The organism is Streptomyces sp. NPDC048254 (genome assembly GCF_043201895.1).
Lineage (GTDB): Bacteria > Actinomycetota > Actinomycetes > Streptomycetales > Streptomycetaceae > Streptomyces.
In genome coordinates this window covers 442,770-466,344 of record NZ_JBICZJ010000006.1, presented here as the reverse complement: position 1 = coordinate 466,344, position 23,575 = coordinate 442,770, and the positions used below count along the sequence as shown (strand labels likewise).

Genomic DNA, 23,575 nt, shown 5'->3' with positions numbered 1-23,575 from the left:
GCGAACGGAAGCGAACGGAGCTGTGATGCAGGACGTCTCCTCACTGGTGGCCCAGGCCAGGGAGGGCCGACCGCGTGCGGTGGCCCGGCTGATCTCACTGGTGGAGGGGGCGTCCCCACAGCTCAGGGAGGTCATGGCGGCACTCGCGCCATTGACCGGCAACGCGTATGTGGTCGGCCTGACGGGCTCTCCTGGGGTCGGCAAGTCGACCTCCACCTCGGCCCTGGTGACCGCCTATCGCAAGCAGGGCAAACGTGTCGGTGTGCTGGCCGTCGACCCGTCCTCGCCCTTCTCCGGAGGCGCTCTGCTGGGCGACCGCGTCCGCATGTCCGACCATGCCTCGGACCCCGGCGTCTACATCCGCTCGATGGCCACGCGGGGCCACCTCGGCGGCCTGGCCTGGGCGGCCCCCCAGGCCATCCGCGTCCTGGACGCGGCGGGCTGCGACGTGATCATCGTCGAGACGGTCGGCGTGGGGCAGTCGGAGGTGGAGATCGCCTCCCAGGCGGACACGTCCGTCGTCCTGCTGGCCCCGGGGATGGGCGACGGCATCCAGGCGGCGAAGGCCGGAATCCTGGAGATCGGCGACGTGTACGTGGTCAACAAGGCCGACCGGGACGGCGCGGACGCGACCGCCCGCGAGCTGAACCACATGCTGGGCCTGGGCGAGTCCCGGGGCCCCGGCGACTGGCGCCCCCCGATCGTCAAGACCGTCGCCGCCCGCGCGGAGGGCATCGACGAGCTGGTGGAGGCCCTGGAGAAGCACCGCGCGTGGATGGAGGAGCGGGGCGTCCTGGCGGAACGCCGGCTGGCCCGGGCCGCCCGCGAGGTCGAGACCATCGCGGTGACGGCGCTGCGCGCACGCATCGGCGACCTCCACGGAGACCGCCACGTCGACGCACTCGCGGACCGCATCGTGGCCGGCGAACTGGACCCGTACCGCGCGGCGGACGAGCTGGTGGCGGGGCTGACCGAGAACTGATCTCGACCGGCCGACGGCCCCGGCTGCTATTTTGACCCGCATGTTCCTCTCCTTGGCGTAAGCGGGCACCCCGCGCCACCGGCACCCTCACGTCCCGTGCCGTGGCGCGCACAGGTGTCCCCTCTTCCGCCTCTGACCGAGGAACCGGCCCATGTCCGCGCTGACTTCATCGCGCCCTTCACCCGCCCGGCGACCGTCGTACGCCGCCGTCCTGCGCGTCCCGCACGCGCGCCGCACCTTCCTCGCCGCCCTCGCGGCCCGCCTCGCCTACGGCACCGTCTCCCTGTCCGTCCTGCTCTCCGTGACCCGCGCGACCGGTTCCTACGCCGTGACGGGGCTGGTGATGGCCCTCTTCGGCGGCTCCGCGGTCGCCCTGATGCCGGTCCGGGCGACCCTGGTGGACCGGTACGGCCCCCGGCGGGCCCTGCCGCCCATGGCGGGCGCCTACAGCGCCCTGCTCTGCCTGCTCGCGGCCCAGACCTGGCGTCCGGGCGCCCCGCCGACGGCGCTCGCCGTCACCGCCGCTCTCTCCGGCTGCGTCGCGCCACCCCTCGGCCCCACCATGCGGGCGGTGTGGGGCCGCCTGGTCGACGACCCGGCACTGCTCCGGCGGGCCTACAGCCTGGACGGGGTCGCCGAGGAACTGCTGTTCGTGTCCGGTCCGGCGCTGGTCGGGCTGCTGCTGCGCTTCGGTCCGCCGCCGGCCGGGCTGCTGCTGAGCGCGGTGCTCATGCTGACCGGCACCTGCGCGTTCGTGACGTCACCGGCGGTGCGGGGCACCACTCCCTCGAAGCGGCAGGCCGCTGGCCCGCCCGGGCGTTTCCCGGCGGCCCCGTGGTCGCGGCCGCCGGCCTGGGGCTCGCCCTGAGCGGTGCCGACCTGCTGGTGATGGCCTTCGCCGAGCAGCGGTCGTACGGCACGGAGGCCGTGCCCTGGGTCCTGGCCGCGCTCTCGGTGGGCAGCGCGGTGGGAGGCCTGCTGAACGGGGCGGTGGACTGGCGCATCCCGGCCGCCGAACGGCTGGCCTGGCTGACGGTGGCCCTGGGGTCGGTGCTGGCCCTCGCCGGGCTGGCCCCCGGTGTCTGGACCCTGGCCCTGGCCATGACGGCCACGGGCGTCTTCGTGGCACCGACCCTGACGACGGCGTACCTGCTGGCCGACGAGATGGCGGGTGACTCCGCACGGACCCGGGCCGGGGCGTGGGTCAACGCGGCGGTGAACGCCGGAAGTTCGGGCGGCTCGGTGGTGGCCGGGCTGGCACTCGGACACCTGCCGGTGGGACTCTGCTTCGCCCTGGCAGGAGCCGCGGCCCTGACCTCCGCCGCAGCGGTACGGGCGGTCACCCCGCTACACCCCTGAGGAGGGACGGCGGACGAGACCTGAACCGTTCCTAGAGACTGAGCGGGAGTGAGTCCTGTTGCCAGGACTCGTGCTCAGCCGAACGCCCTGAACGGTGTGGGGCGTTCTGGTCGACCGCGTTCGCTGCGCGTCCGGCGCCGACGGATCGTGTCCGTGGTCCGGGAATGCGGGGGCGGTGTCCCTCACGCCCCGGGGCCACCGATACGGCCTGGACGGTCCGATGCCCCACACGATCGCTCTGGTCGTGTGGGGGCGGTGCTGTCCGTCGCCGGATCGGGTGTCCCAGGGCGCGCCTTCCGATCGCCACGGCGGCTGCGTCGTGGCGAGTGGTCTTACGAGTAGTGGTGGTGAGGGGTTTCTGCCAGTGCTGGGCGCCCCACCGGCTGGTGTAGGCGGGGTCGACGGCGATGACGGGGATGCCGAGTTCTGCCGCCATGCTCACCAGCCGGGCCCGCAGCCTGGCCACCGGCATGCCCGAGATCAGCTTCCGGAACCGCTTCTTGCGGCCGTGTTTCTCCCGGGTGGTCTCCGCGGTGAAGTCTAGGTCTTCGACGGCGATCGCGAGACCGTGGCGCCTGGCCCAGTGCAGCAGCCGGATCAGCGCATGCCTCACCTGGGCGTCACGATGACCGGCGGTACCGGACAGGTCGTAGCCGAAGCGCAGTGGCCGGCCGAGGGGGTTGCCGTGTTCGTCCAGGCGCCAGCTGGCCAGGTGATCGGCGTTGGTGTCGACACCGACCAGACCCCTCGCGCGAGCCGTCGCCAGCGGCACCGTCTGTACCGGCGGGATGGTCCACGAAGCGGTCAGGTACCAGCGGCCCCGCACGGTGTCCTCATGGATACGGTAGGCCACCGCCCGGTTCGCGGTGACACGGTCGGTCCACTGCCCGCCCCGGTGAGCGAACGACACTGTCGCGGCCAGGACGTACCGGCCGTGCGGGGCGTTGGCCAGGTACGCGAGCGGCGCGGGGAGCTTGAGGGAGACCTCGCCGCCGGGAGTGACGCGGAGAGTCTCGTTGCCGTAACGCTTCCCGGACTCGCCGTCCGCCTGGAGAAACCGTCGTGCGGCCTGCCACCGTGTGCGCCACTGCTCCTCGGTAATCCCGGCGGCGTCAAGGTGGTGCCGTGTGGTCAGCAGCCGCTTGCCGCCGCGCGCCACGTGCACGACACCGGCCTGCCAGTCGGCCCGTGCTGCCTTCAGCCGGTCTTCGAGGACGCGCAGACGGCGGGACTTGGCATGCCACTCCTTGCGGGAGCGGTAGCCGCCCGGAGCGTGCTTGCCGCCCTTCTCGCCCAGGGGCAGGGACAGCCGGTGAGTGATCGTCGCAATCCCCGCCTGAAGGCTCTGGATGTGCGCGAGCCGGCCGCGCCGGGCGAGCGCCCACTGGTCGTGGGTGACCCGGCCCAGCGGGAGGAGGACTCCCCGCTCAGGGCACGCTTGCGCTGCGCCCACTGCTCGCCGTCGTGAGCCAGTCCGACCGCGCACCTGGCCTTCAGGTCACGGGAGGCGAGTGACCCGAGGTGGTCACCGACCAGGCCCAGCACCTTCTCGTCCTGGCCGGTCAGGCCTTTGAGCCGGGTACGGATCGCAACCCCCGCGGGACCGGGCGCCACGAACGGCGCCGCCACCTCCCGCAGTCCACTCACCGCCCACACCCCCCCGGTGTCGCCGAAATCCGTCACCCCACCCAACGACCACCGTCAGTGAAGGTCACACATTCGACGAAAGAACTCCCGTTCCCCGCCCAGAGTGAGCCTGCCAGAGCCCGGAAGGCCCACTCATGCGCACCAGAACGCGTTCAACCGACGCCGATCGCAAGCTGTTCACAACCCTCGTCCGCCGTCGTCGGGTGCCGTTCGCCGTCACGGGCGCCCGCGCTGCCCCCGCAGGTGTTCCGCGATCGGCTTGAGGCCCTTGTCCAGCTCTATGAGTGCCTCCGGCGACAGCAGGTCGATGAAGTGCCGTCGCACGGAGGCGACATGATGTGGCGCCACCTTCTTCATCGTCTCCATGCCGTGCTCGGTGAGGACGGCGAACAGCCCGCGGCGGTCGGACTCGCAGTTCTCCCGGCGGACCAGGTTCGCGTTCTCCATACGGGTGATCTGGTGCGAGAGCCGGCTCTTGGACTGGAGCGTCGCGGCCGCGAGGTCGCTCATCCGCAGCCGGTAGTCCTCGGACTCGGACAGATTCACCAGGATCTCGTAGTCGTTCATTGTCAGGCCGAACGGTTGCAGATCCTTTTCGAGCTGGTACGTCAACAGCCTGTTGACCTCCAGGTGGGTGCGCCAGGCGCACTGCTCCGCATCGGTCAGCCAGCGCGTGGCCGTCTCGGTCTCCATGTATGAAGTCTACCTAAAATGTTGAAAGGCGAACTAGTGAGGGTGGTGTGACTGCGCGCACGCGTTCGATGTCACACTCCGCAGACTACCGCTCACAGCCCGAAGCGACGTTGCAGGTCCCCCAGCTGTCCGGGAAGGCGCGGTGTGCCGGATTGCTGTGAATGACCTGTGAAAGGCCCGCTTCCGCCGGGTACTCCGGGCTCGTGTGGAACCGCTCCCGTGGCCTGCTCCGCCATCAGGGTCTCGGTGGACTGGAGCAGCACCGTACCGGCCCCTACGAACTCGAACTGGTGCTCCTCCCCGGAGGCCCCGCCGAGGCCCGTCATCGCACGTAGACCGCCCATGACACCTGTCATGTAACCGTGGTCGTAGTGGTGGCAGGGGGAGGGGCAGTCGGCCCATCCCACGAGTGCCTGCGGGTCCACCCGGATCGGGGGTTCCATGAACACCACCGGACCGTTGGACGCGGCCACAAACTTTCCGGTTCCGATAAGGGTCAGAAAACCCGGCACGATCGACTGTTTGAGCGCGAGACTTGGCTGAAAAGCGAGCAGGTTGCCAGAGCGAATGGTCAGGTTGCCGTCTTCCAGATCGTACGAATTGACGTCGAAGGCCCGGTCGGCGAGGAGCATCTTGCCCGAGCCCTCCGCCACCACCCAGTCGCTCGCGTGCAGAGGCGAATGGAACGAAGTGCGGACCAGACGGTCCAGACGCCCGTGTCCGACGCCGTTGAAGTCGATCGAGCCGTAGTAGGCGATCATCTTCCCCTTCTGCAGGAACCACTGGCCGCTCTTGAGCTCCACGCAGAAGGTGTACTTGTTGACGTTGTCGTCGACGGGGAGGGTCATGGGGTCGTGGACGACCGGTCCGGCGGCACCGTATGCGCTCACAGTTTCTCCTCCGACGCCTGGACGTACACCACACCGTTTCCGCTGAGCTCCAGCTGGAACGCCTCGCCGGAGCCGCGGCCCACCATGTCCCGCCAGCCGAGCGCGGTCGACAGCTTGTTGCGGACGTCGCCGTGGTGGGCGACGTAGGCCTGCGGATCGACATGGACCGGGCGCTGTGGGGTGATCGGGATCTCGAACACCCCGCCGTGGGCCATCACGGCGACCGCGCCCTGGCCCTTGAGGGTGGTGGTGAACAGGCCCTGGCCGGTGACCTGGCCGCGCACCATGCCCATCACGCCGCCCTGGGAGCCCATGAACATCGTGCCCTGCTGGAGCGTGCCCTCGAAGGCGAGCAGCCGGTCCGCCTCGACGTAGAGGGTGTCGCCGGTGAGGGTGATGACCTGGACGTGGTGGCCGCCGTGCCCGAAGAACACCGTGCCGCTGCCCTCGACGGTCATCAGCGGGGTGGCCTCGCCCGCGACCCGGCGGCCGAGCATCGACATCAGCCCGCCCTGGCCGCCCTGGATGTTGGGCGTGAAGGACACCTCGCCCTTGTAGGCGAGCATCGCCCCGCGCTGGCTGTAGAGCCGCTGTCCGGGCATGACGGTCGCCTCGACCATCTTGGAGTTCACCTCGCGCAGGGCCATCTCACACATCCCCCGCGATCGTGTTCCGCTCGCTCGGCTGCACGTACACCAAGCCGTCCCCCTCGAACCGGATCTGGAAGGCCTCGCCGCCGCCCTCTCCGAGGAGCGTGCGGAATGTCACACCTGACTGGAAGGACTGGCGGAGGTTGCCCTGGTGGGCGATGTATGCGCCGGGGTCGACGGTCAGCGGATACTGCGCGCTCACCCGGAGCACCACCGCCGGCCCGTCCGACGTGATCGCCGCCTGGCCGTGGCCCTCGACCGTGGTCGTGAACAGACCGTTGCCCTGGGAGGCGCCGCGCAGGCCCGTGAAGGTCGTGCCGGTGCGCAGGCCGGCGTCGGTCGCGAGCAGGTTGCTCGACTCGACGTACAGCTTGTCGCCCTGGAGGCCGACCAGGTTGATCTCGGACGCCCGGTCCGCGAACCAGCACGTCCCGTGCCCCTTCACCTCCATCACCGTCATCTGCTCGCCGGTGAGCCGCCGGGTCACCATCCCCCGTATCCCCTCACCGCCGCCGCTCAGTTTCTTGAACGCCATCTGCCCGTCGTACGCGACCATCGAGCCGTTCTTCGCCTTCACGGCGTCCCCGGTCATCTCGACGGCCAGCACCTTGCTGCCTTGAAGTCGAAACATCGCCACGCTGCGAAGGTAGCCGCAGGCCGACGCCGCCAACAGGCCCCAGGGGTGGACCTCGTCCCGGATCCGACCCTTAGGGGGCCGGAGCCCCTCCGTCGACGGCCCGGCCTCCCACCCCCCGCGCGGGGCGCGCGAGGCTCCTTTGCCACAATGGGGGAACGTTTGTGCTTGCGTTCACAAAGAGTGGACGTCTCTCCCACCGAAGGTGACTCGTGGACATCAAGACCGCCACCGCCATCCGCCGCCTCCGCCTGGTCTCCGCCCCGGAGGCCGTCTCCTTCCTGATCCTTCTCCTCTGCTCGGTGCTGAAGCGGACCACGGACTTCAACGCGGTGCCCGTGATGGGCGCGATCCACGGTGTCCTGTTCATCCTGTACGTGATCTTCTGGGCCGACGCCTGGAACCGTGCCAAGTGGCCGCTGGGGACCGCCGCCTTCTACTTCGTCCTCTCCGTCCTGCCGACCGGCGGCTTCTTCGCCGAGCGCAAGCTGCGCCGCGAGGCCGAGAACGCAGTCGACGCAGCCATCGCGGCCCGCGCCCGCCAGGAAGGGGCCGTGAAGGCATGATCGTCGCTTTCTCCGTGACGCCGCTGGGCGTCGGCGAGGACGTCGGGGAGTACGTCGCCGACGCCGTCCGGGTGGTCCGCGAGTCCGGGCTGCCCAACCGCACCGATGCCATGTTCACCTCGATCGAGGGCGACTGGGACGAGGTCATGGACGTCGTCAAGCGTGCCGTCGCCGCCGTCGAGGAGCGTGCCCCGCGCGTCTCCCTGGTCCTCAAGGCGGACATCCGCCCCAGCGTCACCGACGGCCTCACCAGCAAGGTGGAGACGGTCGAGCGGCACCTCGCCCAGTAGTCGACAGCCCCCGAAGTCGGAACCCCGGTCCTTGCAGGGCCGGGGTTTTCTTCCGCCCCGTGATTGAGCGATCGCTCAAAAAGGAGTACCGTCGCCGCCAGAGTTTGAGCGGTCGCTCAAAAAACACTCAAAGGACCAGGTGACGGGGGTACGACACCAATGGGGCTCTATATAGAGGCGCGCATCCGCGCCGACCTCGACGAACTGTGGGCACGGACCCAGGACCCGGCCCAGCACCAGCGCTGGGACCTCAGGTTCACCGAGATCGACTACCTCCCGCGGGTGCCGGGCGAGCCGCAGCGCTTCCGTTACGCCACCCGGGTGCTGCCGTTCCTCACGGTCGCCGGCACCGGGATCTCGGCGGGGGAGAAGGAGCGCCCGGACGGCACCCGCACCTCCGCCCTGCGCTTCGCCTCCCCGCACCCGCTCTCGCCGCTCGCCGAGGGCAGCGGCTACTGGCGCTACGTCCCGGTCGCCGACGGCGTCCGCTTCCTCACCGGCTACGACTACCGGTCCCGCTGGGGCGGCCTCGGCGCGCTCGCCGACCGGCTCGTCCTGCGCCCGCTGATGGGGTGGGCGACCGCCTGGTCCTTCGACCGGCTGCGGCTGTGGCTGGAGCGCGGGATCACCCCGGAGCGGGCGCGGTGGAACTGGCTGGCCGAGCTGGCGGCCCGCGCGCTGACGGCCGTCGGCTGTACCGCCGGCCTGAGCCAGGGGCCGGTCCTCGACGCCCTCTCGCCCGCCGTCGCCTTCCTGGTCCCGCTCCTCCTCGTGGTCGCCCTCTCGCTGGCCCTCTTCGCGCCCCCGCTCGCCACCACCCCGGCCGCCCGCCGCTGCCTGCGCACCCCACCGACCCGGGTGACCGCACCCCGGGTCCTGCACACCCTGGAGAGGCAGCCGTGACCTCCATGTTCCGTACCGTGCTGGGCGCCGGCTTCGACCGGCTGCACCCACAGCTCCAGCGGCGCTTCTCGGTCGGCCTGGCGAGCGGTGAGGCCTGCACCGGCCGGGGGGTGATGGAACGGATCTGGCACGGGCCGGCGTTCGTGAGGCCGTTCCTGGCGCTGGGCGCCACCCGTAACATCCTGGTCCCGAAGGCGGGCCGGAACGTTCCGTTCGTGATCGAGAACGTGCCCTACGTCGACACCTTCGGCCGTGAGACGGTGACCTTCGTGCGCACCTTCGACCTGCCCGGCCGGGCCCGCCGCTTCGACGCCCAGATGGTGCTCAGCCCCAAGGGCGACCGCATCCTCGACTACCTCGGCACCCACCAGCACCTCGCCAGCGAGCTGCACCTCCGTGCCGAGCCCGACGGCTCCCTGCTCATCCGCTCCGGCGAACACCGGTTCAGGGAGGGCCCGGTGGACGTCCGCGTCCCCGAACTCGCGGGTGCCACCGCCGAGGTGCGCGAGTCCTACGACGACCGGGCCGGCCGCTTCCGTATCCAGGTGCGGGTCGTGAACCGGTACTTCGGTCCGCTCTTCGGCTACCAGGGCTCCTTCGAGGCGTCGTACACCGACATCCGCCGCTGCGGGGTACGGCCGGGGCTGCGGCCGGTCCGTGAGGAGTCCCGCGCGTGAGCCCGGAGACCGCGAAGTCCCTGGAGACGAAGAACAAGCTGCTGGAGGGCGCGCTGCGGACGCTCACCGAGCAGGGCATCGCCAAGACCTCGGCCCGTACGGTGGCGGCGGCCGCGGGGGTCAACCAGGCGCTGGTCTTCTACCACTTCGGCTCCGTGGACGAGCTCCTCGCGGCCGCCTGCCGGTACGGCGCGGGGCAGGCCGTCGACCGGTTCCGCCCCCGCCTGGCCGCGGTCGGCTCGCTCTCCGAACTCCTCGCCGTGGGGCGGCAGATCCACGAGGAGGAGCGCGCGGGCGGCCATGTCGCCCTGCTCGGACAGTTGCTGGCCGGCGCCCAGACCCACGAGGCGCTCCGCCCCGCCACCGCGGCCGGCCTCGAGCTGTGGATCGCCGAGATCGAGAAGGTGCTGGTCCGGGTCCTCGCGGCGACGCCGTTCGGCGAGTTCGCCGACCCGGCCGGGCTCGCCCGCGCGGTCGCCGCGTCCTTCGTGGGCATCGAGCTCTACGAGGGCGTCGACGCGTCCGGCGCCCACGCGGCCCTGGACGCCCTGGAACAGCTCGGCGTACTGGTGGCCGCGCTGGAGTCGCTGGGCCCGGTCGCCCAGCGAGCGGTCCGCCACCACCTGCGTCGCCACACCCGCTAGCCGCCGACGGCCGGCCGCCCGGCCCACCGGGCGCCGGGCCGCGGTACGGCCTCCCGGGCGGTGGGCGCGGCAGCCGCCCGCTTCACGCCGGGGCCCTGACAGGTCTCCCGGCCGGATGCGTGACGGCGCGTGGGTGGGCCGTCCCCGGCAGGCACGGGCCCCGGCGTCGGTGCGGTGCCGGCCGTGGCAGCGGTGTCGTGGCGCAGGTGACCGAAAGCCGAGACACGGCTGACCGGTATATGACCGGCCGGTAGGGTCGGTGGCGTGCCGAAGCCTCTCAGCCTTCCCTTCGACCCCATCGCCCGTGCCGACGACCTCTGGAAGCAGCGCTGGGGAAACGTCCCGTCGATGGCCGCGATCACGTCGATCATGCGGGCCCAGCAGATCCTGCTGGCCGAGGTCGACGCGGTGGTCAAGCCGTACGGGCTGACGTTCGCGCGCTACGAGGCGCTGGTGCTGCTCACCTTCTCCAAGGCCGGTGAGCTGCCGATGTCGAAGATCGGTGAGCGTCTGATGGTGCACCCGACGTCCGTGACGAACACCGTAGACCGGCTGGTGAGGTCCGGTCTGGTGGACAAGCGGCCCAACCCCAACGACGGGCGCGGCACGCTCGCCACGATCACCGAGAAGGGCCGCGAGGTCGTCGAGGCGGCCACCCGGGACCTGATGGCGATGGACTTCGGGCTCGGGGCGTACGATTCCGAGGAATGCGCGGAGATCTTCGCGATGCTGCGTCCGCTGCGGGTCTCGGCGCACGACTTCGACGAGGACTGACCGAGCACCGACCCGGGGCAAGATCTCCCGGAACGGGTGGTTACGCTCGTCCCCATGAAAAAGAGCGTGCTGACCCGCTACCGCGTCCTGGCCTATGTCACCGGTGTGCTGCTGGTGCTGCTGTGCCTGAGCATGATCGCCAAGTACGGGCTGGACATCGACGGTGCGGCCGACTTCACGCGGGTCGTCGCCATCGCGCACGGCTGGCTCTACGTCGTCTACCTGGTCTTCGCCTTCGACCTGGGCTCCAAGGCGAAGTGGCCGGTCGGCAAGCAGCTGTGGGTGCTGCTCGCCGGCACCATCCCGACCGCCGCGTTCTTCGTGGAGCGCAAGGTCACCCGCGAACTCGACGACAAGATCACCGAGGGCACCCCGGTGGCGGCGAAGGTCTGACGCCACCGCCGTACGGACACCCGTACGGCGGTTCGCCATCGACATTTACTAGGACGTCCTAGTAAATTCGAAGGTATGGACGCTGACGCCATCACGGAGGGCCGCCTACGCTGGCAGGCCCGCTACGACGCGGCCCGCAAGCGGGACGCGGACTTCACCACGCTCTCCGGGGATCCCGTGGAGCCGGTGTACGGGCCCCGCCCAGGGGACACCTACGAGGGATTCGAGCGGATCGGCTGGCCGGGGGAGTACCCCTTCACGCGCGGGCTGTATCCGACCGGCTACCGCGGGCGGACCTGGACCATCCGCCAGTTCGCCGGGTTCGGCAACGCCGAGCAGACCAACGAGCGGTACAAGATGATCCTCGCCAACGGTGGCGGGGGTCTGTCCGTGGCCTTCGACATGCCGACCCTCATGGGCCGCGACTCCGACGACCGGCGCTCGCTCGGCGAGGTCGGGCACTGCGGGGTGGCCATCGACTCCGCCGCCGACATGGAGGTCCTGTTCAAGGACATCCCGCTGGGCGACGTCACGACGTCGATGACGATCAGCGGTCCGGCGGTCCCGGTCTTCTGCATGTACCTCGTCGCCGCCGAGCGGCAGGGCGTCGATCCGGCGGTGCTCAACGGGACGCTCCAGACCGACATCTTCAAGGAGTACATCGCCCAGAAGGAGTGGCTCTTCCAGCCCGAACCCCATCTGCGGCTCATCGGCGACCTGATGGAGTACTGCGCGGCCGGCATCCCCGCGTACAAGCCGCTGTCCGTCTCCGGCTACCACATCCGGGAGGCGGGTGCGACGGCCGCGCAGGAGCTGGCCTACACGCTCGCGGACGGCTTCGGGTACGTGGAGCTGGGGCTCAGCCGCGGCCTCGACGTGGACGTGTTCGCGCCCGGACTCTCCTTCTTCTTCGACGCGCACGTCGACTTCTTCGAGGAGATCGCCAAGTTCCGTGCCGCACGCCGGATCTGGGCGCGGTGGATGCGGGACGTGTACGGGTCCCGGTCGGAGAAGTCGCAGTGGCTGCGCTTCCACACCCAGACCGCGGGTGTCTCGCTGACCGCCCAGCAGCCGTACAACAACGTGGTGCGGACGGCCGTGGAGGCGCTCGCGGCCGTGCTCGGCGGGACCAACTCGCTGCACACCAACGCGCTCGACGAGACCCTCGCGCTGCCCAGCCAGCAGGCCGCCGAGATCGCGCTGCGCACCCAGCAGGTGCTCATGGAGGAGACCGGGGTCGCCAACGTGGCGGATCCGCTGGGCGGTTCCTGGTACATCGAGCAGCTCACCGACCGGATCGAGGCCGACGCCGAGAAGATCTTCGACCAGATCAAGGAGCGCGGGCTGCGCGCCCATCCGGACGGACGGCACCCGATCGGGCCGGTCACCTCCGGGATCCTGCGGGGCATCGAGGACGGCTGGTTCACCGGGGAGATCGCCGAGTCCGCCTTCCAGTACCAGCGGTCGCTGGAGAAGGGCGACAAGCGGGTCGTCGGCGTCAACGTGCACACCGGTTCCGTCACCGGGGACCTGGAGATCCTGCGGGTCTCGCACGAGGTGGAGCGGGAGCAGGTGCGGGTGCTGGACGAGCGCAGGACCGCACGCGACGAGGGCGCGGTGCGCACCGCCCTGGACGCGATGCTCGGCGCCGCCCGCTCCGGGGCCAACATGATCGAGCCGATGCTCGACGCGGTACGCGCCGAGGCGACCCTGGGCGAGATCTGCGGGGTGCTGCGGGACGAGTGGGGGGTGTACACGGAGCCGGCGGGGTTCTGACCGTACGGCGGGGTTCCGGAGCGGGCGTGGACGCCCGCGTACGGTGACCGTGATGAGCTGCATATTCACGGTCACCGAGACCGACGAGGACGTCTGGGAACCGGCGCTCGTCCGGCGACTGGGTCCAGATGGACACCCGGTTCTACGGCGAGTTCGTCACCGCCGCTCTGCGCAGGCGGGGCAGGACGGGGCACTCGGAGATGATCAAGCTGATGGACGGCCTGCTGCCCGTGATGGTCATGCCGGCCGACAAGGCCGGCGCTACGGTCACCGCGAGCACCCCGACGGAGCGCGGCTACCTGGAATGGGCCCGCGACGAGGACCGTGTCCTCCAAGGGCATGTCGTGGAAATGGGAGACGGCACCGTCGTCGTCCGCTGAAAGCGCTCGACGCCGACTTCGCGGTGGGGGGCCGTGGTCACGTCCTGGCGTCGTCCGCCGAGCCCGCCAGGCCCAGCAGCAGGATCCGGGTCAGGCCGCGCACCCACTCCTCGTCCGCCGGTTTGCCGCTCACCAGGGCGCGGTGCACCACCGAACCCGCCACCAGGTCGAAGATCAGCTCCGCGGTGCGCTCCGCCTCGCACGGGTCGGGCTGCTCGGGGAGTTCCCCGCGCCGCTGGGCGCGCTCCCGGCCCTCCAGGACCAGCCGCTTCTGACGGTCCACGATGGACGCACGGATACGTTCCCGCAGCGCCTCGTCCCGGGTCGACTCGGCCACCGCCGCCATCAGCCCGCTCTTCGCCTCCGGGCGGTCCAGGATCGCCGCGAACTGGAGCACCACGCCCTCGATGTCGTCGGCGAGGCTGCCCCGGTCGGGGAGTTCGAGTTCGTCGAACAGTTCCGCGACCGCGTCCACGACCAACTCGTTCTTGCCGGCCCAGCGGCGATAGAGGGTCGTTTTTGCAACCCCGGCCCGCGTTGCCACGTCTCCGAGGGTGAGCTTGGACCAGCCCAGTTCCACCAGCGCCTGCCGCGTGGCTTCCAGGATCGCGGCGTCCGCTTCGGCGCTGCGCGGGCGCCCGGTACGGCTGGCGGGGGTGCGGCTCTGCATCCCACGACCATAACCGGCGGTTCATGTGACGTCGTGAGGGAGATCACCGGAGTGGGGTGTCGCGCGGGGCCCTTGAGGCATTACGCTACGGGTCGTAGCGAAAGCTCGTGGGTGACCGCACGGGCGACGACCACGGCGTGGGGTGGGGACCCGGCGCCATTACCGGACGCTTGTTCGGCCGGCTTTCACGACGCTTTTCACACACGCGCGGGAACGGGGGAGGATAGACGCATGCAGCCACGGAACATGTCCATGAGCGGCGTCGTCGACCTCGCCGCGGTCAAGGCGGCCCAGGAGGCCAAGACCAAGGCCGAGCAGGCGCGCGCCGAAACGGCCCGGCAGGGTGGTGCCGGCGCCGTCGCCCCGGCCGATCTGGTCATCGACGTCGACGAAGCCGGCTTCGAGCGCGATGTCCTCCAGCGATCCGCCGAAGTCCCCGTCGTCATCGACTTCTGGGCCGAGTGGTGTCAGCCCTGCAAGCAGCTGAGCCCGGTCCTGGAGCGACTCGCCGTCGAGTACAACGGCCGCATCCTGCTGGCCAAGATCGACGTCGACGCCAACCAGATGCTGATGCAGCAGTTCGGAATCCAGGGGATCCCGGCGGTGTTCGCGGTGGTCGCCGGTCAGGCGCTGCCGCTCTTCCAGGGCGCCGCCGGTGAGGACCAGATCCGGGGCACCCTCGACCAGTTGATCCAGGTCGCCGAGGAACGCTTCGGGCTGACCGGTCTGACCGTCGACCCCGACGCGCAGCCGGGCACCGCCCCGGCGGCCGGGCCCGCGATGCCGGCCGGTCCCTACGACGCGCTCCTCGAAGCCGCCGTCCAGGCGCTGGACGCGGGTGACCTGGGCGGTGCGATCCAGGCGTACCAGAACGTGCTGAGCGACGACCCGGGCAACAGCGAGGCCAAACTGGGACTGGCCCAGGCCGAGTTGCTCAAGCGCGTGCAGGGGATGGACCCGCAGCGGGTGCGCGAGGAGGCGGCCGGGAAGCCGGCCGACGCCGAGGCGCAGATCGCGGCCGCCGACCTGGACCTGGTGGGCGGCCATGTCGAGGACGCCTTCGGACGGTTGATCCAGACCGTGCAGCGGACGGCCGGGGACGACCGGGACGCCGTACGGCGGCGGCTCCTTGAGCTCTTCGAGGTCGTCGGCACCGACGACCCCCGGGTCGTGGGGGCGCGCCGGGCGCTGGCGCGGGCGCTGTTCTGAGTCACGGTCTGAACACAGTTCTGACCAGTCGCTAAACGTCACGTCCTGTGATGCCGGAGTGAAAGATTTGCCGACGCGGGGTCACAGCGGCCGCTCTTTACCAAATCTTGGTAATCGCGGCCGCTGTTACTCGCAGTAAATCAGGGGCGTTGATCTGTCGGATTCCGTCCGGGAATCAACATTTTTGTTCTGCCCCTGGACGCCACCCTGCGTTGCTCTCCGAGACCACCGGGTCGTCCTTCGGTTATCCGGCCGTTACTACCCAGTAACGAAGCCCCTTGTGCGGGCGGCGAGAATGCACCACGATCGGCGACGCTCGGTCCATTGCCGTACCCCGACAGCCGGTCGGGACCGCGGGTTCATCTGGGTCCCCACCGAGCAGAGTCGGCGGCAGTGACGCCGGCTCTTGGGCAGGGGGGTCTTCGCCGCGAGGTGAAGCCTGTCCAGCAGGGTTGTGCGTGATGCGTGTCAGGCGCGACCAGTGGTTGTCGCTCGGGGGTGATCGCCGGTGATCGAGGTGCGGTTCGCGCCTCCGAGTGCGGGCGCTCCCCTTCCGAGGACGTAGCACTTCTCCCATCCCTGCCCGGCCGAGCCGCCGTTGGGGGCGATTCCGGGCCAGGAGATGTACGTCCGAGAAGGAGGAAATATGGAGTCCCAGGTGCGTGGCGGGACCAGATGGAAGCGGTTCGCTGTGGTCATGGTGCCCAGCGTGGCCGCCACGGCGTGTATAGGTGTCGCCCTCGCGCAGGGCGCTCTCGCCGCGTCGTTCAGTGTGTCGGGCCAGCAGTTCAAGGTCACGGCCGACCAGCTCGAAGGTGACGGCTTCGTCCAGTACGGTGCCGTCGACTCGGGTGTCACCCTCGCCGGTGACAAGACGATCCACCCGGTTGCGGTCTCGGCGTTCAACACCGCGACCATCACCAACCTGTGCCAGTCCGTGGTCACGCCGAACGTCCCGATCTTCGGGAACGTCAGCCTGATCCTGCACGCGGGCACCGACAGCAGCAAGCCGGTCGAGGCCAGCAAGCTGTACATCGACCTGGACGACCTGAGCGCCGACGCGACGTTCACCAACATCAACATCGGTGTCGCGGCCGGCAGCTCGACCAAGGGTCCCGGCATCAAGTCGGGCGAGGTCGCCAACAAGCAGACGAACCCGAACGGGTTCGCGCAGGAGGCCGACCACGCCTCGCTGTCCGGCGTGAAGCAGACGGCGTGGGCCACCACTGCCGGAACCTTCAAGCTGAGCAACCTGCACATGTCGATCTCGACGAAGGGTGCGGAGTGCTACTGAGCACTCCGTGACGGGCGGGGGCGCCGACGGCACCCCCGCCCGCCACCTTCTTCCCGCGGTCTTCACACGCGGTGCAGCACAACGACACCGCCCAACCACAGCACCATCACCACAGCAACGCCGCACCAGGGAGCTGTTTTCCATGAGCGTCGAGACTCCTGCCGCACCCGGCCAGTTCAGCCGCCGGAGGCTGCAGTTCCGCTCCTGGCGGGGCACGCGGCCGTTCTGGGCCGGTCTGTACATCCTGCTCGCCGGTCTTCCGATCATGTACTTCCCGTACGCGCATCTGCAGATCGGCAACCTCACGGTGGCGATGGCGACCACCGCGGGTGCCGGGTCCCTGATCATCGGCGTGCTGCTCGTCGTCCTGGGCGTCAGCGTCTGGTTCCAGAAGCACATCCGCACGTTCGCGGGAGTCGCCGCGATCCTGCTGGCGCTGGTGTCCCTTCCCGTGTCCAACTTCGGCGGCTTCATCATGGGCTTCCTCTTCGCCCTCATCGGCGGAGCGATGGCCGTGGCCTGGGCACCGGGTACCCCGCCGCAGCCGGAGGTCGCCTGGGCACCGGGTGCGCCGCAGCCGGAGGGCGACGTTCCGCCGGCCGGGGACCACACCCCCGGCGAGGACACCCACTTCACGGGCTCGGACGGCGTGGGCAAGGCGAATGACCTGTCAGGAACGAGCCCGCTGAACGGGGCGAACGGGAGGCACAGTGCCGGCTGACGAGGTGACCCACGGGACAGATGTGGACGCATCCCGTGTGAGAACCGGGCCGCGCCACGCGGCACCCAAGAAGCCGCTGTTCACCAGGTTCCACATGCCGGCCGGCAAGGCGATAGCTTCCGTGGCGATGCCGACGGCCGTGATCATGGGCATGGGGTTCACGTCGACGCTCGCGATCGCCGACACCAACAACACGTCGTCGTCGTCGAAGAGCCTTGCCGAGGACTACAAGGACTGCGTTTCAGCCCTGGACTCCGCCTCGCCCTCCGCGAGTGCGAGCGGCGACTCCACGGACTCGGCCACGCCGTCCACCACGGCGTCGGACGATGCCAAGGACTCGAAGTCGTCGTCGGACTCGGGCAAGGACTCGGGCAAGTCGTCCTCGTCGGATTCAGGTTCCGACGACACGGCCACGCCGACGCCGTCCGCGTCCAAGTCGTCCTCGTCGTCGGACGACTCGGGTTCGTCCGGCTCCGACGGCACGGCCACCCCTTCGCCGTCGGCCTCCGCGAGCAGCGGCAGCGGCGGCCTGCTGGACTCCATCGGGGACACCATCACCGGCATCCTCAGCGGCGGCAGCACGACGAGTTCGTCCTCGTCGGACTCCACCGCGAGCGCCACCCCCTCGCCGTCGGCCTCGGCGTCCGCCGACTCGTCGTCCGACTCGGCGTCCTCGTCGAGCAAGGACAGCGGCTCCGACACCGTGTCCAAGACCGTCAAGAAGGTCACGGACACCGTGAAGGACACCACCGACACGGCGACCAAGGCGGCCGACGAGGTCACCGAGGAAGCCACCAAGGCGGCCGACGACGCCACCGCCTCGCCGAGCCCGTCCGCGAGCTCCAGCACGTCGGCCGACGACTGCAAGGTCGCCACCGACGACGTGAGCGGCGTCGACAACAAGGTGGCGGTGGCGGACGACCCCTGGTACCTGAGTGCCAGCTCGCTGCTGCTGAAGAGCGCCGACTACCAGGGTGTCGTGGAGGTGAAGACGGCCAGCGGCAAGACGAAGAAGGTGCTGAAGTACGTCATCTCCGGCGGCACCGACATCGGCGACCTGCACCAGACGGTCAAGGACACGAACATCGGCAAGACCTACCACGTGCAGGCCGCGTCCGGTTCGACGTCCACGATCCGCGACGGCGACACCACGATGTACACGGAGTCCATCTCGGGGAACCTGTTCGGTCTGATCCCGATCACGTTCACCCCGGACAGCCCGCCGCCGCTGAACATCCCGCTGATCTACTTCACCAACGTGAAGGTCGTCCAGGCCGCCCAGTTCGGCGGCACCCTGCACGTCCCCGGGATGCACGTCTACACCACCGACGGAACCGGCTGAGCACCACCACAGACCCGTTCGGGAGCCGCGCACAGAACTGTGGCCCGGTCGTCCGCCTCACGCGGACGACCGGGCCACAGTGCTGTCCGGACCCTCCGGGATACGCGCCGATGGGCGGCCGGGAGGCCCTGTACGAGGGCGCCCCCGTCGCAGGGGGCGCCCTCGGTGTCGTACCAGGCCCTTTACGGGTGCGTCACTTGTTGATGCCGCCGATGTGGTGGACGCGGAGCATGTTGGTGGTGCCGGAGACGCCGGGGGGCGAACCGGCCGTGATGATGACGGTGTCGCCCGGGTTGAAGCGGTTGATCTTGGCGAGCTCCTGGTCGACCATGTCGACCATCTCGTCCGTGGTGTTCACGAACGGCACCACGTGCGACTCCACGCCCCAGCTGAGGGTGAGCTGGTTGCGGGTGTTCTCGTCGGTGGTGAAGGCGATGATCGGCTGCTGGGCGCGGTAGCGGGAGAGACGGCGCGCCGTGTCGCCGGACTGGGTGAAGGCCACCAGGCCGCGGCCGCCGAGGAAGTCGGCGATCTCGCACGCGGCACGGGCGACCGAACCACCCTGGGTGCGCGGCTTCTTGCCCGGGACGAGCGGCTGCAGGCCCTTGCTCAGCAGCTCCTGCTCGGCGGCCGAGACGATCTTCGACATCGTCTTGACGGTCTCCACCGGGTACGCGCCCACGCTGGACTCGGCGGACAGCATGACCGCGTCCGCGCCGTCCAGGATCGCGTTGGCCACGTCGGAGGCCTCGGCGCGGGTCGGCCGGGAGTTGGTGATCATCGACTCCATCATCTGGGTCGCCACGATCACCGGCTTGGCGTTGCGCCGACACAGCTCGATCAGGCGCTTCTGCACCATGGGGACCCGCTCCAGCGGGTACTCGACGGCGAGGTCACCACGGGCGACCATCACACCGTCGAACGCCATCACGACGTCCTCCATGTTCTGCACCGCCTGCGGCTTCTCCACCTTGGCGATGACGGGGACCCGGCGGCCCTCCTCGTCCATGATCCGGTGGACGTCGTTGACGTCCTTGGCGTCCCGGACGAAGGACAGGGCGACCAGGTCGCAGCCCATCCGCAGCGCGAACCGCAGGTCCTCGATGTCCTTCTCGCTCAGCGCGGGCACGTTGACGGCCGTGCCGGGCAGGTTGATGCCCTTGTGGTCGGAGACGACACCGCCCTCGATGACGATCGTCTTCACCCGCGCGCCCTCGACGTCCAGGACCTTCAGCTCGACGTTGCCGTCGTTGATGAGGATCTGGTCGCCGCGCGAGACATCGCCCGGCAGGCCCTTGTAGGTCGTACCGCAGATGTGCTTGTCGCCCGGGACGTCCTCGGTCGTGATGACGAACTCGTCACCGCGCTCCAGCTCGACCGGGCCCTCGGCGAAGGTCTCCAGACGGATCTTCGGGCCCTGCAGGTCGGCGAGGACTCCGATGGCCCGGCCGGTCTCCTTGGCGGCGGCCCGGACACGGTCGTAGCGTCCCTGGTGCTCGGCGTGCGAGCCATGACTGAAATTGAACCGGGCCACGTTCATGCCGGCCTCGATCATGGCGACGAGCATCTCGTGGGTGTCGACCGCGGGGCCGAGAGTACAGACGATTTTCGAACGGCGCATGGGGCGATCCTATCGGTTTGTTTCGCTACGGAATATTCCGTCTGGCGGAAGATACAAATGGGCGCCGATATGCTCAGCTGTTATTTCTGTCGGCACCGACCAGCGCATACGTCTGGGTGGCGATCTCCAGTTCCTCGTCCGTCGGCACCACCGCTACGGCGACGCGCGCGTCCGCCGGGGATATCAGCCGCGGCCCGTCCGCCCGTACGGCGTTCAGCTCCGGGTCGACGGCCAGTCCCAGCCCCTCCAGCCCGGCAACGGCAGCCTCCCGCACGGGCGCCGCGTTCTCGCCGACCCCCGCCGTGAACGCCACGGCATCCACCCGGCCGAGCACGGCGTAGTAGGCGCCGATGTACTTCTTCAGACGGTGAATGTAGATGTCGAAGGCCAGCTTCGCCTGCTCGTCGCCCTCGTCGATCCGGCGCCGGATCTCCCGCATGTCGTTGTCACCGCACAGTCCGAACAGACCGCTCCCCTTGTTGAGAAGAGTGTCGATCTCATCCATGGACATTCCGCCAACACGCGCCAAATGGAAAATGACGGCGGGATCCAGATCACCGGAACGCGTACCCATCACCAGCCCCTCCAAGGGCGTCAGGCCCATGGAGGTGTCCACGCACCGGCCGCCCTCGACCGCCGAGGCCGACGCCCCGTTGCCGAGATGCAGCACGATGACGTTCACCTCTTCAGGTGTCTTTCCCAGCAGTCGCGCGGTCGCCCGGGAGACATAGGCGTGCGAGGTGCCGTGGAAGCCGTAGCGGCGGATCCGGTGCCGGTCGGCGACCTTCGGGTCGATCGCGTAGCGCGCCGCGGACTCCGGCATGCTCGTGTGGAACGCCGTGTCGAAGACGGCGACCTGCGGCAGGTCCGGGCGCAGCGCCCGCGCGGTACGGATGCCGGTCAGGTTGGCCGGGTTGTGCAGCGGGGCGACCGGGATCAGCCGCTCGATCTCGGTGAGCACCTCGTCGTCGACGACGGTCGGCTCGGTGAAGAACATCCCGCCGTGCACCACCCGGTGCCCGATCGCGGCGAGTTCCGGCGAGTCGAGCCCGAGCCCGTCCTTCGCCAGCTCCTCCGCCACGGCCTTCAGGGCGGCGTCGTGGTCGGCGATCGGCCCGGTGTGCTCCCGGACGTCCCCGGTGGAGACACAGGTGTGCTTCAGCCGCGAGGTCTGCTCGCCGATGCGCTCGACGAGGCCCATCGCCAGCCGGCTGCTGTCCCGCATGTCCAGCAGCTGGTACTTCACCGACGAGGAGCCGGAGTTGAGGACGAGGACACGGGTCGGACTCACTGGAGGGTTGCCTTCTCGCTCGGGTTCTGGGCCTGGATCGCCGTGATGGCGACGGTGTTGACGATGTCCTGGACGAGGGCGCCCCGGGACAGGTCGTTGACGGGCTTGCGCAGCCCCTGGAGCACCGGTCCGACGGCGATCGCGCCGGCCGACCGCTGCACGGCCTTGTAGGTGTTGTTGCCGGTGTTGAGGTCCGGGAAGATCAGCACGCTGGCCTGTCCGGCGACCTCCGAGCCCGGCAGCTTGGTCGCCGCGACACTCGGCTCCACGGCGGCGTCGTACTGGATGGGCCCCTCGATCTTCAGATCGGGCCTGCGTGAGCGCGCCAGCTCGGTCGCCTCCCGCACCTTGTCCACGTCCGCCCCCGAACCGGACGTACCCGTGGAGTACGACAGCATCGCGATCCGCGGCTCCACCCCGAACTGGGCGGCGGTGGCGGCCGACTGGATGGCGATGTCGGCGAGCTGCTCGGCGTTCGGGTCCGGGTTGACCGCGCAGTCGCCGTAGACCAGCACCTTGTCGGCGAGGCACATGAAGAACACGGACGAGACGATCGACGAGCCCGGCTTCGTCTTGATGATCTCGAACGCCGGGCGGATGGTGGCCGCCGTGGAGTGCACGGACCCGGAGACCATGCCGTCCGCCAGCCCCTCCTGGACCATCAGGGTGCCGAAGTAGTTGACGTCGGTGACCACGTCGTACGCCAGCTCCACCGTCACGCCCTTGTGGGCGCGGAGCAGGGCGTACTGCTCGGCGAAGGTGTCGCGCAGCTCGGCGGTGGCCGGGTCGATCAGCTGGGCGTCCGCGAGGTCGATACCGAGGTCGGCGGCCTTCTTGCGGATCTGGTCGACGGGCCCGAGGAGGGTCAGGTCGCAGACGCCCCGGCGCAGCAGCACCTCGGCCGCGTGCAGCACCCGCGTCTCGGTGCCCTCCGGCAGCACCACCCGCCGCTTGTCCGTACGCGCCTGTTCGAGCAGCTTGTGCTCGAACATCATCGGGGTGAGCCGGCCGCTGCTCGGCGCCGAGACCTGCCTGTCGAGGCCGGCGGTGTCGACGTACCGCTCGAACAGGCCGAGCGCGGTCTCCGCCTTGCGCGGGGTGGCCGCGTTCAGCTTGCCCTCCAGGGAGAACAGCTGGGCGGCGGTCGGGAAGCTGTTGCCCGGTACCGAGAGGACGGGGGTGCCCGGGGCGAGTCGGGCGGCGAGGGTGAGGATCTCGTCGGTGGGCCGCTCGTCGAGGGTGAGCAGCACGCCGGCTATCGGCGGGGTGCCGGCGCTGTGCGCGGCGAGCGAGCCGACGACCAGGTCGGCGCGGTCGCCGGGGGTCACCACCAGGCAGCCCGGGGTCAGCGCGGGCAGGAAGTTCGGCAGCATCGCGCCGCCGAAGACGAAGCCCAGCGTGTCCCGGGCCAGGCCCGAGTCGTCGCCGAGCAGCACCTTCGCGCCGAGCGCGTGGCTGATCTGGGCGACCGTCGGCGCGGACAGCGCGGGCTCGTCCGGCAGCACGTACGTCGGCACCGGCAGCCGGTCGGTGATCCGCTCGGCTATCTCGTCGCGGTCCTCGCGGGCGACCCGGTTGGCGACCATCGCCAGCACGTCGCAGCCGAGACCGTCGTACGCCCGGAACGCGTTCCGGGTCTCCGCGAGCACCGACTCGGCGCTCTGGTCGCGGCCGCCGACCACCGGGATCACGGAGGCGCCGAACTCGTTGGCGAGCCGGGCGTTGAGGGACAGCTCGTCCGGGAACTGGGTGTCGGCGAAGTCCGTGCCGAGGACGAGCACGACGTCGTAGCCGCGGGCGACCAGGTGGAAGCGGTCGACGAGGGTGGAGACCAGTTCGTCGACGCCCTGTTCCGCCTGGAGGGCGGACGCCTCGTGGTAGTCCATGCCGTAGACGGTCGCCGGGTCCTGGGAGAGCCGGTACCGGGCACGCAGCAGCTCGAAGAGACGGTCGGGCCCGTCGTGGACGAGAGGGCGGAAGACACCGACCCGGTCGACCCGCCGGGTCAGGAGCTCCATCATGCCCAGCTCCACGACCTGACGGCCGTCGCCGCGGTCGATCCCGGTCACGTACACGCTGCGCGTCACGTGTGCACTCCATCCCTGCGTAGCCGCATAAAAATCGCCCACCGGGGTGAGCGGAACCCTCTTGACAATACCCTTGGCGCCG

The 23,575-nt window shown here is 69.9% G+C and carries 23 protein-coding genes and 2 pseudogenes; 16 read left to right on the top strand and 9 right to left on the bottom strand.

Translation table 11 applies throughout. From position 1 onward, the window contains the following. The first annotated feature begins 25 nt into the window (after positions 1-25). The 3 genes from meaB to ACGFZQ_RS20140 all read left to right on the top strand — a co-directional run bounded on the left by meaB (position 26) and on the right by ACGFZQ_RS20140 (position 2,341). The gene (meaB, locus tag ACGFZQ_RS20150) at positions 26-982 is read left to right on the top strand and encodes a methylmalonyl Co-A mutase-associated GTPase MeaB (RefSeq protein ID WP_393841479.1); all 957 of its coding nucleotides are present in this window, start codon (positions 26-28) and stop codon (positions 980-982) included. A gap of 151 nt (positions 983-1,133) precedes the next feature. Beyond that, positions 1,134-1,850 (top strand): MFS transporter, encoded by a 717-nt coding sequence (locus ACGFZQ_RS20145; protein WP_393841478.1) that lies wholly within the window; start codon positions 1,134-1,136, stop codon positions 1,848-1,850. After that, positions 1,817-2,341 carry a hypothetical protein gene (locus ACGFZQ_RS20140; RefSeq protein ID WP_393841477.1) on the top strand — a complete coding sequence of 175 codons (525 nt, stop codon included), beginning with the start codon at positions 1,817-1,819 and terminating at the stop codon, positions 2,339-2,341. The genes ACGFZQ_RS20145 and ACGFZQ_RS20140 overlap by 34 nt, the downstream gene beginning before the upstream one ends. 31 nt (positions 2,342-2,372) lie before the next feature. On the opposite strand, the pseudogene ACGFZQ_RS20135 reads toward ACGFZQ_RS20140, so the two are convergent. From ACGFZQ_RS20135 to ACGFZQ_RS20115, 5 genes and pseudogenes are all read right to left on the bottom strand, one after another. Beyond that, a pseudogene (locus ACGFZQ_RS20135) lies at positions 2,373-3,988 on the bottom strand (IS200/IS605 family accessory protein TnpB-related protein). A 216-nt stretch (positions 3,989-4,204) separates the two neighbouring features. Further along, positions 4,205-4,681, bottom strand: coding sequence for a MarR family transcriptional regulator (locus ACGFZQ_RS20130; protein WP_351710553.1), 477 nt, complete (start codon positions 4,679-4,681; stop codon positions 4,205-4,207). Positions 4,682-4,773: 92 nt separating this feature from the next. Continuing rightward, positions 4,774-5,571 carry an AIM24 family protein gene (locus tag ACGFZQ_RS20125; protein WP_351748491.1) on the bottom strand — a complete coding sequence of 266 codons (798 nt, stop codon included), beginning with the start codon at positions 5,569-5,571 and terminating at the stop codon, positions 4,774-4,776. Next, on the bottom strand, positions 5,568-6,218 hold the full coding sequence (locus ACGFZQ_RS20120; RefSeq protein ID WP_351710633.1) for an AIM24 family protein: 651 nt from the start codon (positions 6,216-6,218) through the stop codon (positions 5,568-5,570). Before ACGFZQ_RS20120 ends, ACGFZQ_RS20125 begins: the two co-directional genes overlap by 4 nt. A gap of 1 nt (position 6,219) precedes the next feature. Then, positions 6,220-6,852, bottom strand: a complete 633-nt coding sequence (locus tag ACGFZQ_RS20115; RefSeq protein ID WP_351748504.1) for an AIM24 family protein — start codon at positions 6,850-6,852, stop codon at positions 6,220-6,222. A gap of 215 nt (positions 6,853-7,067) precedes the next feature. On the opposite strand from ACGFZQ_RS20115, the gene ACGFZQ_RS20110 reads away from it, so the two are divergent. The 9 genes and pseudogenes from ACGFZQ_RS20110 to ACGFZQ_RS20070 form a co-directional block, all read left to right on the top strand. After that, positions 7,068-7,421: a DUF3817 domain-containing protein gene (locus ACGFZQ_RS20110; protein ID WP_393841476.1), complete on the top strand. Its 354-nt coding sequence runs from the start codon at positions 7,068-7,070 to the stop codon at positions 7,419-7,421. After that, positions 7,418-7,711, top strand: a complete 294-nt coding sequence (locus ACGFZQ_RS20105) for an MTH1187 family thiamine-binding protein (RefSeq protein ID WP_393841475.1) — start codon at positions 7,418-7,420, stop codon at positions 7,709-7,711. The genes ACGFZQ_RS20110 and ACGFZQ_RS20105 overlap by 4 nt, the downstream gene beginning before the upstream one ends. Positions 7,712-7,870: 159 nt before the next feature. Next, entirely contained in the window at positions 7,871-8,614 is a 744-nt protein-coding gene (locus ACGFZQ_RS20100) for a hypothetical protein (RefSeq protein WP_393841474.1), read from the top strand. Continuing rightward, positions 8,611-9,291, top strand: a complete 681-nt coding sequence (locus ACGFZQ_RS20095; RefSeq protein WP_351748486.1) for a DUF4166 domain-containing protein — start codon at positions 8,611-8,613, stop codon at positions 9,289-9,291. The genes ACGFZQ_RS20100 and ACGFZQ_RS20095 overlap by 4 nt, the downstream gene beginning before the upstream one ends. Further along, the gene (locus ACGFZQ_RS20090; RefSeq protein WP_393841473.1) at positions 9,288-9,935 is read left to right on the top strand and encodes a TetR/AcrR family transcriptional regulator; all 648 of its coding nucleotides are present in this window, start codon (positions 9,288-9,290) and stop codon (positions 9,933-9,935) included. Before ACGFZQ_RS20095 ends, ACGFZQ_RS20090 begins: the two co-directional genes overlap by 4 nt. Positions 9,936-10,199: 264 nt before the next feature. Continuing rightward, positions 10,200-10,709 carry a MarR family transcriptional regulator gene (locus ACGFZQ_RS20085; RefSeq protein WP_351710567.1) on the top strand — a complete coding sequence of 170 codons (510 nt, stop codon included), beginning with the start codon at positions 10,200-10,202 and terminating at the stop codon, positions 10,707-10,709. A gap of 54 nt (positions 10,710-10,763) precedes the next feature. Further along, positions 10,764-11,102: a DUF3817 domain-containing protein gene (locus tag ACGFZQ_RS20080; RefSeq protein WP_351748484.1), complete on the top strand. Its 339-nt coding sequence runs from the start codon at positions 10,764-10,766 to the stop codon at positions 11,100-11,102. A 75-nt stretch (positions 11,103-11,177) separates the two neighbouring features. Beyond that, positions 11,178-12,878: a methylmalonyl-CoA mutase gene (locus tag ACGFZQ_RS20075; protein WP_393841472.1), complete on the top strand. Its 1,701-nt coding sequence runs from the start codon at positions 11,178-11,180 to the stop codon at positions 12,876-12,878. A 104-nt stretch (positions 12,879-12,982) separates the two neighbouring features. Beyond that, positions 12,983-13,258 (top strand): annotated as a pseudogene (locus ACGFZQ_RS20070) (DUF6086 family protein); the annotation flags it as partial. 37 nt (positions 13,259-13,295) lie between these two features. Here ACGFZQ_RS20070 and ACGFZQ_RS20065 read toward each other — a convergent pair. Beyond that, positions 13,296-13,928 carry a TetR/AcrR family transcriptional regulator gene (locus ACGFZQ_RS20065; RefSeq protein WP_393841471.1) on the bottom strand — a complete coding sequence of 211 codons (633 nt, stop codon included), beginning with the start codon at positions 13,926-13,928 and terminating at the stop codon, positions 13,296-13,298. Positions 13,929-14,159: 231 nt separating this feature from the next. Between ACGFZQ_RS20065 and ACGFZQ_RS20060 the strand changes: the two genes are divergently transcribed. The 4 genes from ACGFZQ_RS20060 (at position 14,160) to ACGFZQ_RS20045 (ending at position 18,494) form a co-directional block, all read left to right on the top strand. After that, a complete protein-coding gene (locus ACGFZQ_RS20060; RefSeq protein ID WP_393841470.1) occupies positions 14,160-15,137 on the top strand; it encodes a tetratricopeptide repeat protein in 978 nt (325 codons plus the stop codon). A gap of 646 nt (positions 15,138-15,783) precedes the next feature. Next, positions 15,784-16,431, top strand: a complete 648-nt coding sequence (locus ACGFZQ_RS20055; protein WP_351748479.1) for a DUF6230 family protein — start codon at positions 15,784-15,786, stop codon at positions 16,429-16,431. Between the two features lie 142 nt (positions 16,432-16,573). Next, complete coding sequence (locus tag ACGFZQ_RS20050; protein WP_393841469.1) at positions 16,574-17,152, top strand: DUF6114 domain-containing protein; 579 nt, start codon at positions 16,574-16,576, stop codon at positions 17,150-17,152. After that, positions 17,142-18,494: a hypothetical protein gene (locus tag ACGFZQ_RS20045; protein WP_393841468.1), complete on the top strand. Its 1,353-nt coding sequence runs from the start codon at positions 17,142-17,144 to the stop codon at positions 18,492-18,494. Before ACGFZQ_RS20050 ends, ACGFZQ_RS20045 begins: the two co-directional genes overlap by 11 nt. Positions 18,495-18,687: 193 nt before the next feature. Here ACGFZQ_RS20045 and pyk read toward each other — a convergent pair whose 3' ends face one another. The 3 genes from pyk to pta all read right to left on the bottom strand — a co-directional run bounded on the left by pyk (position 18,688) and on the right by pta (position 23,493). After that, entirely contained in the window at positions 18,688-20,115 is a 1,428-nt protein-coding gene (pyk, locus tag ACGFZQ_RS20040; protein ID WP_351748476.1) for a pyruvate kinase, read from the bottom strand. 73 nt (positions 20,116-20,188) lie between these two features. After that, positions 20,189-21,406 (bottom strand): acetate kinase, encoded by a 1,218-nt coding sequence (locus ACGFZQ_RS20035; RefSeq protein WP_393841467.1) that lies wholly within the window; start codon positions 21,404-21,406, stop codon positions 20,189-20,191. Further along, positions 21,403-23,493 (bottom strand): phosphate acetyltransferase, encoded by a 2,091-nt coding sequence (gene pta, locus ACGFZQ_RS20030; RefSeq protein WP_393841466.1) that lies wholly within the window; start codon positions 23,491-23,493, stop codon positions 21,403-21,405. Before pta ends, ACGFZQ_RS20035 begins: the two co-directional genes overlap by 4 nt. Positions 23,494-23,575: the final 82 nt, after the last annotated feature.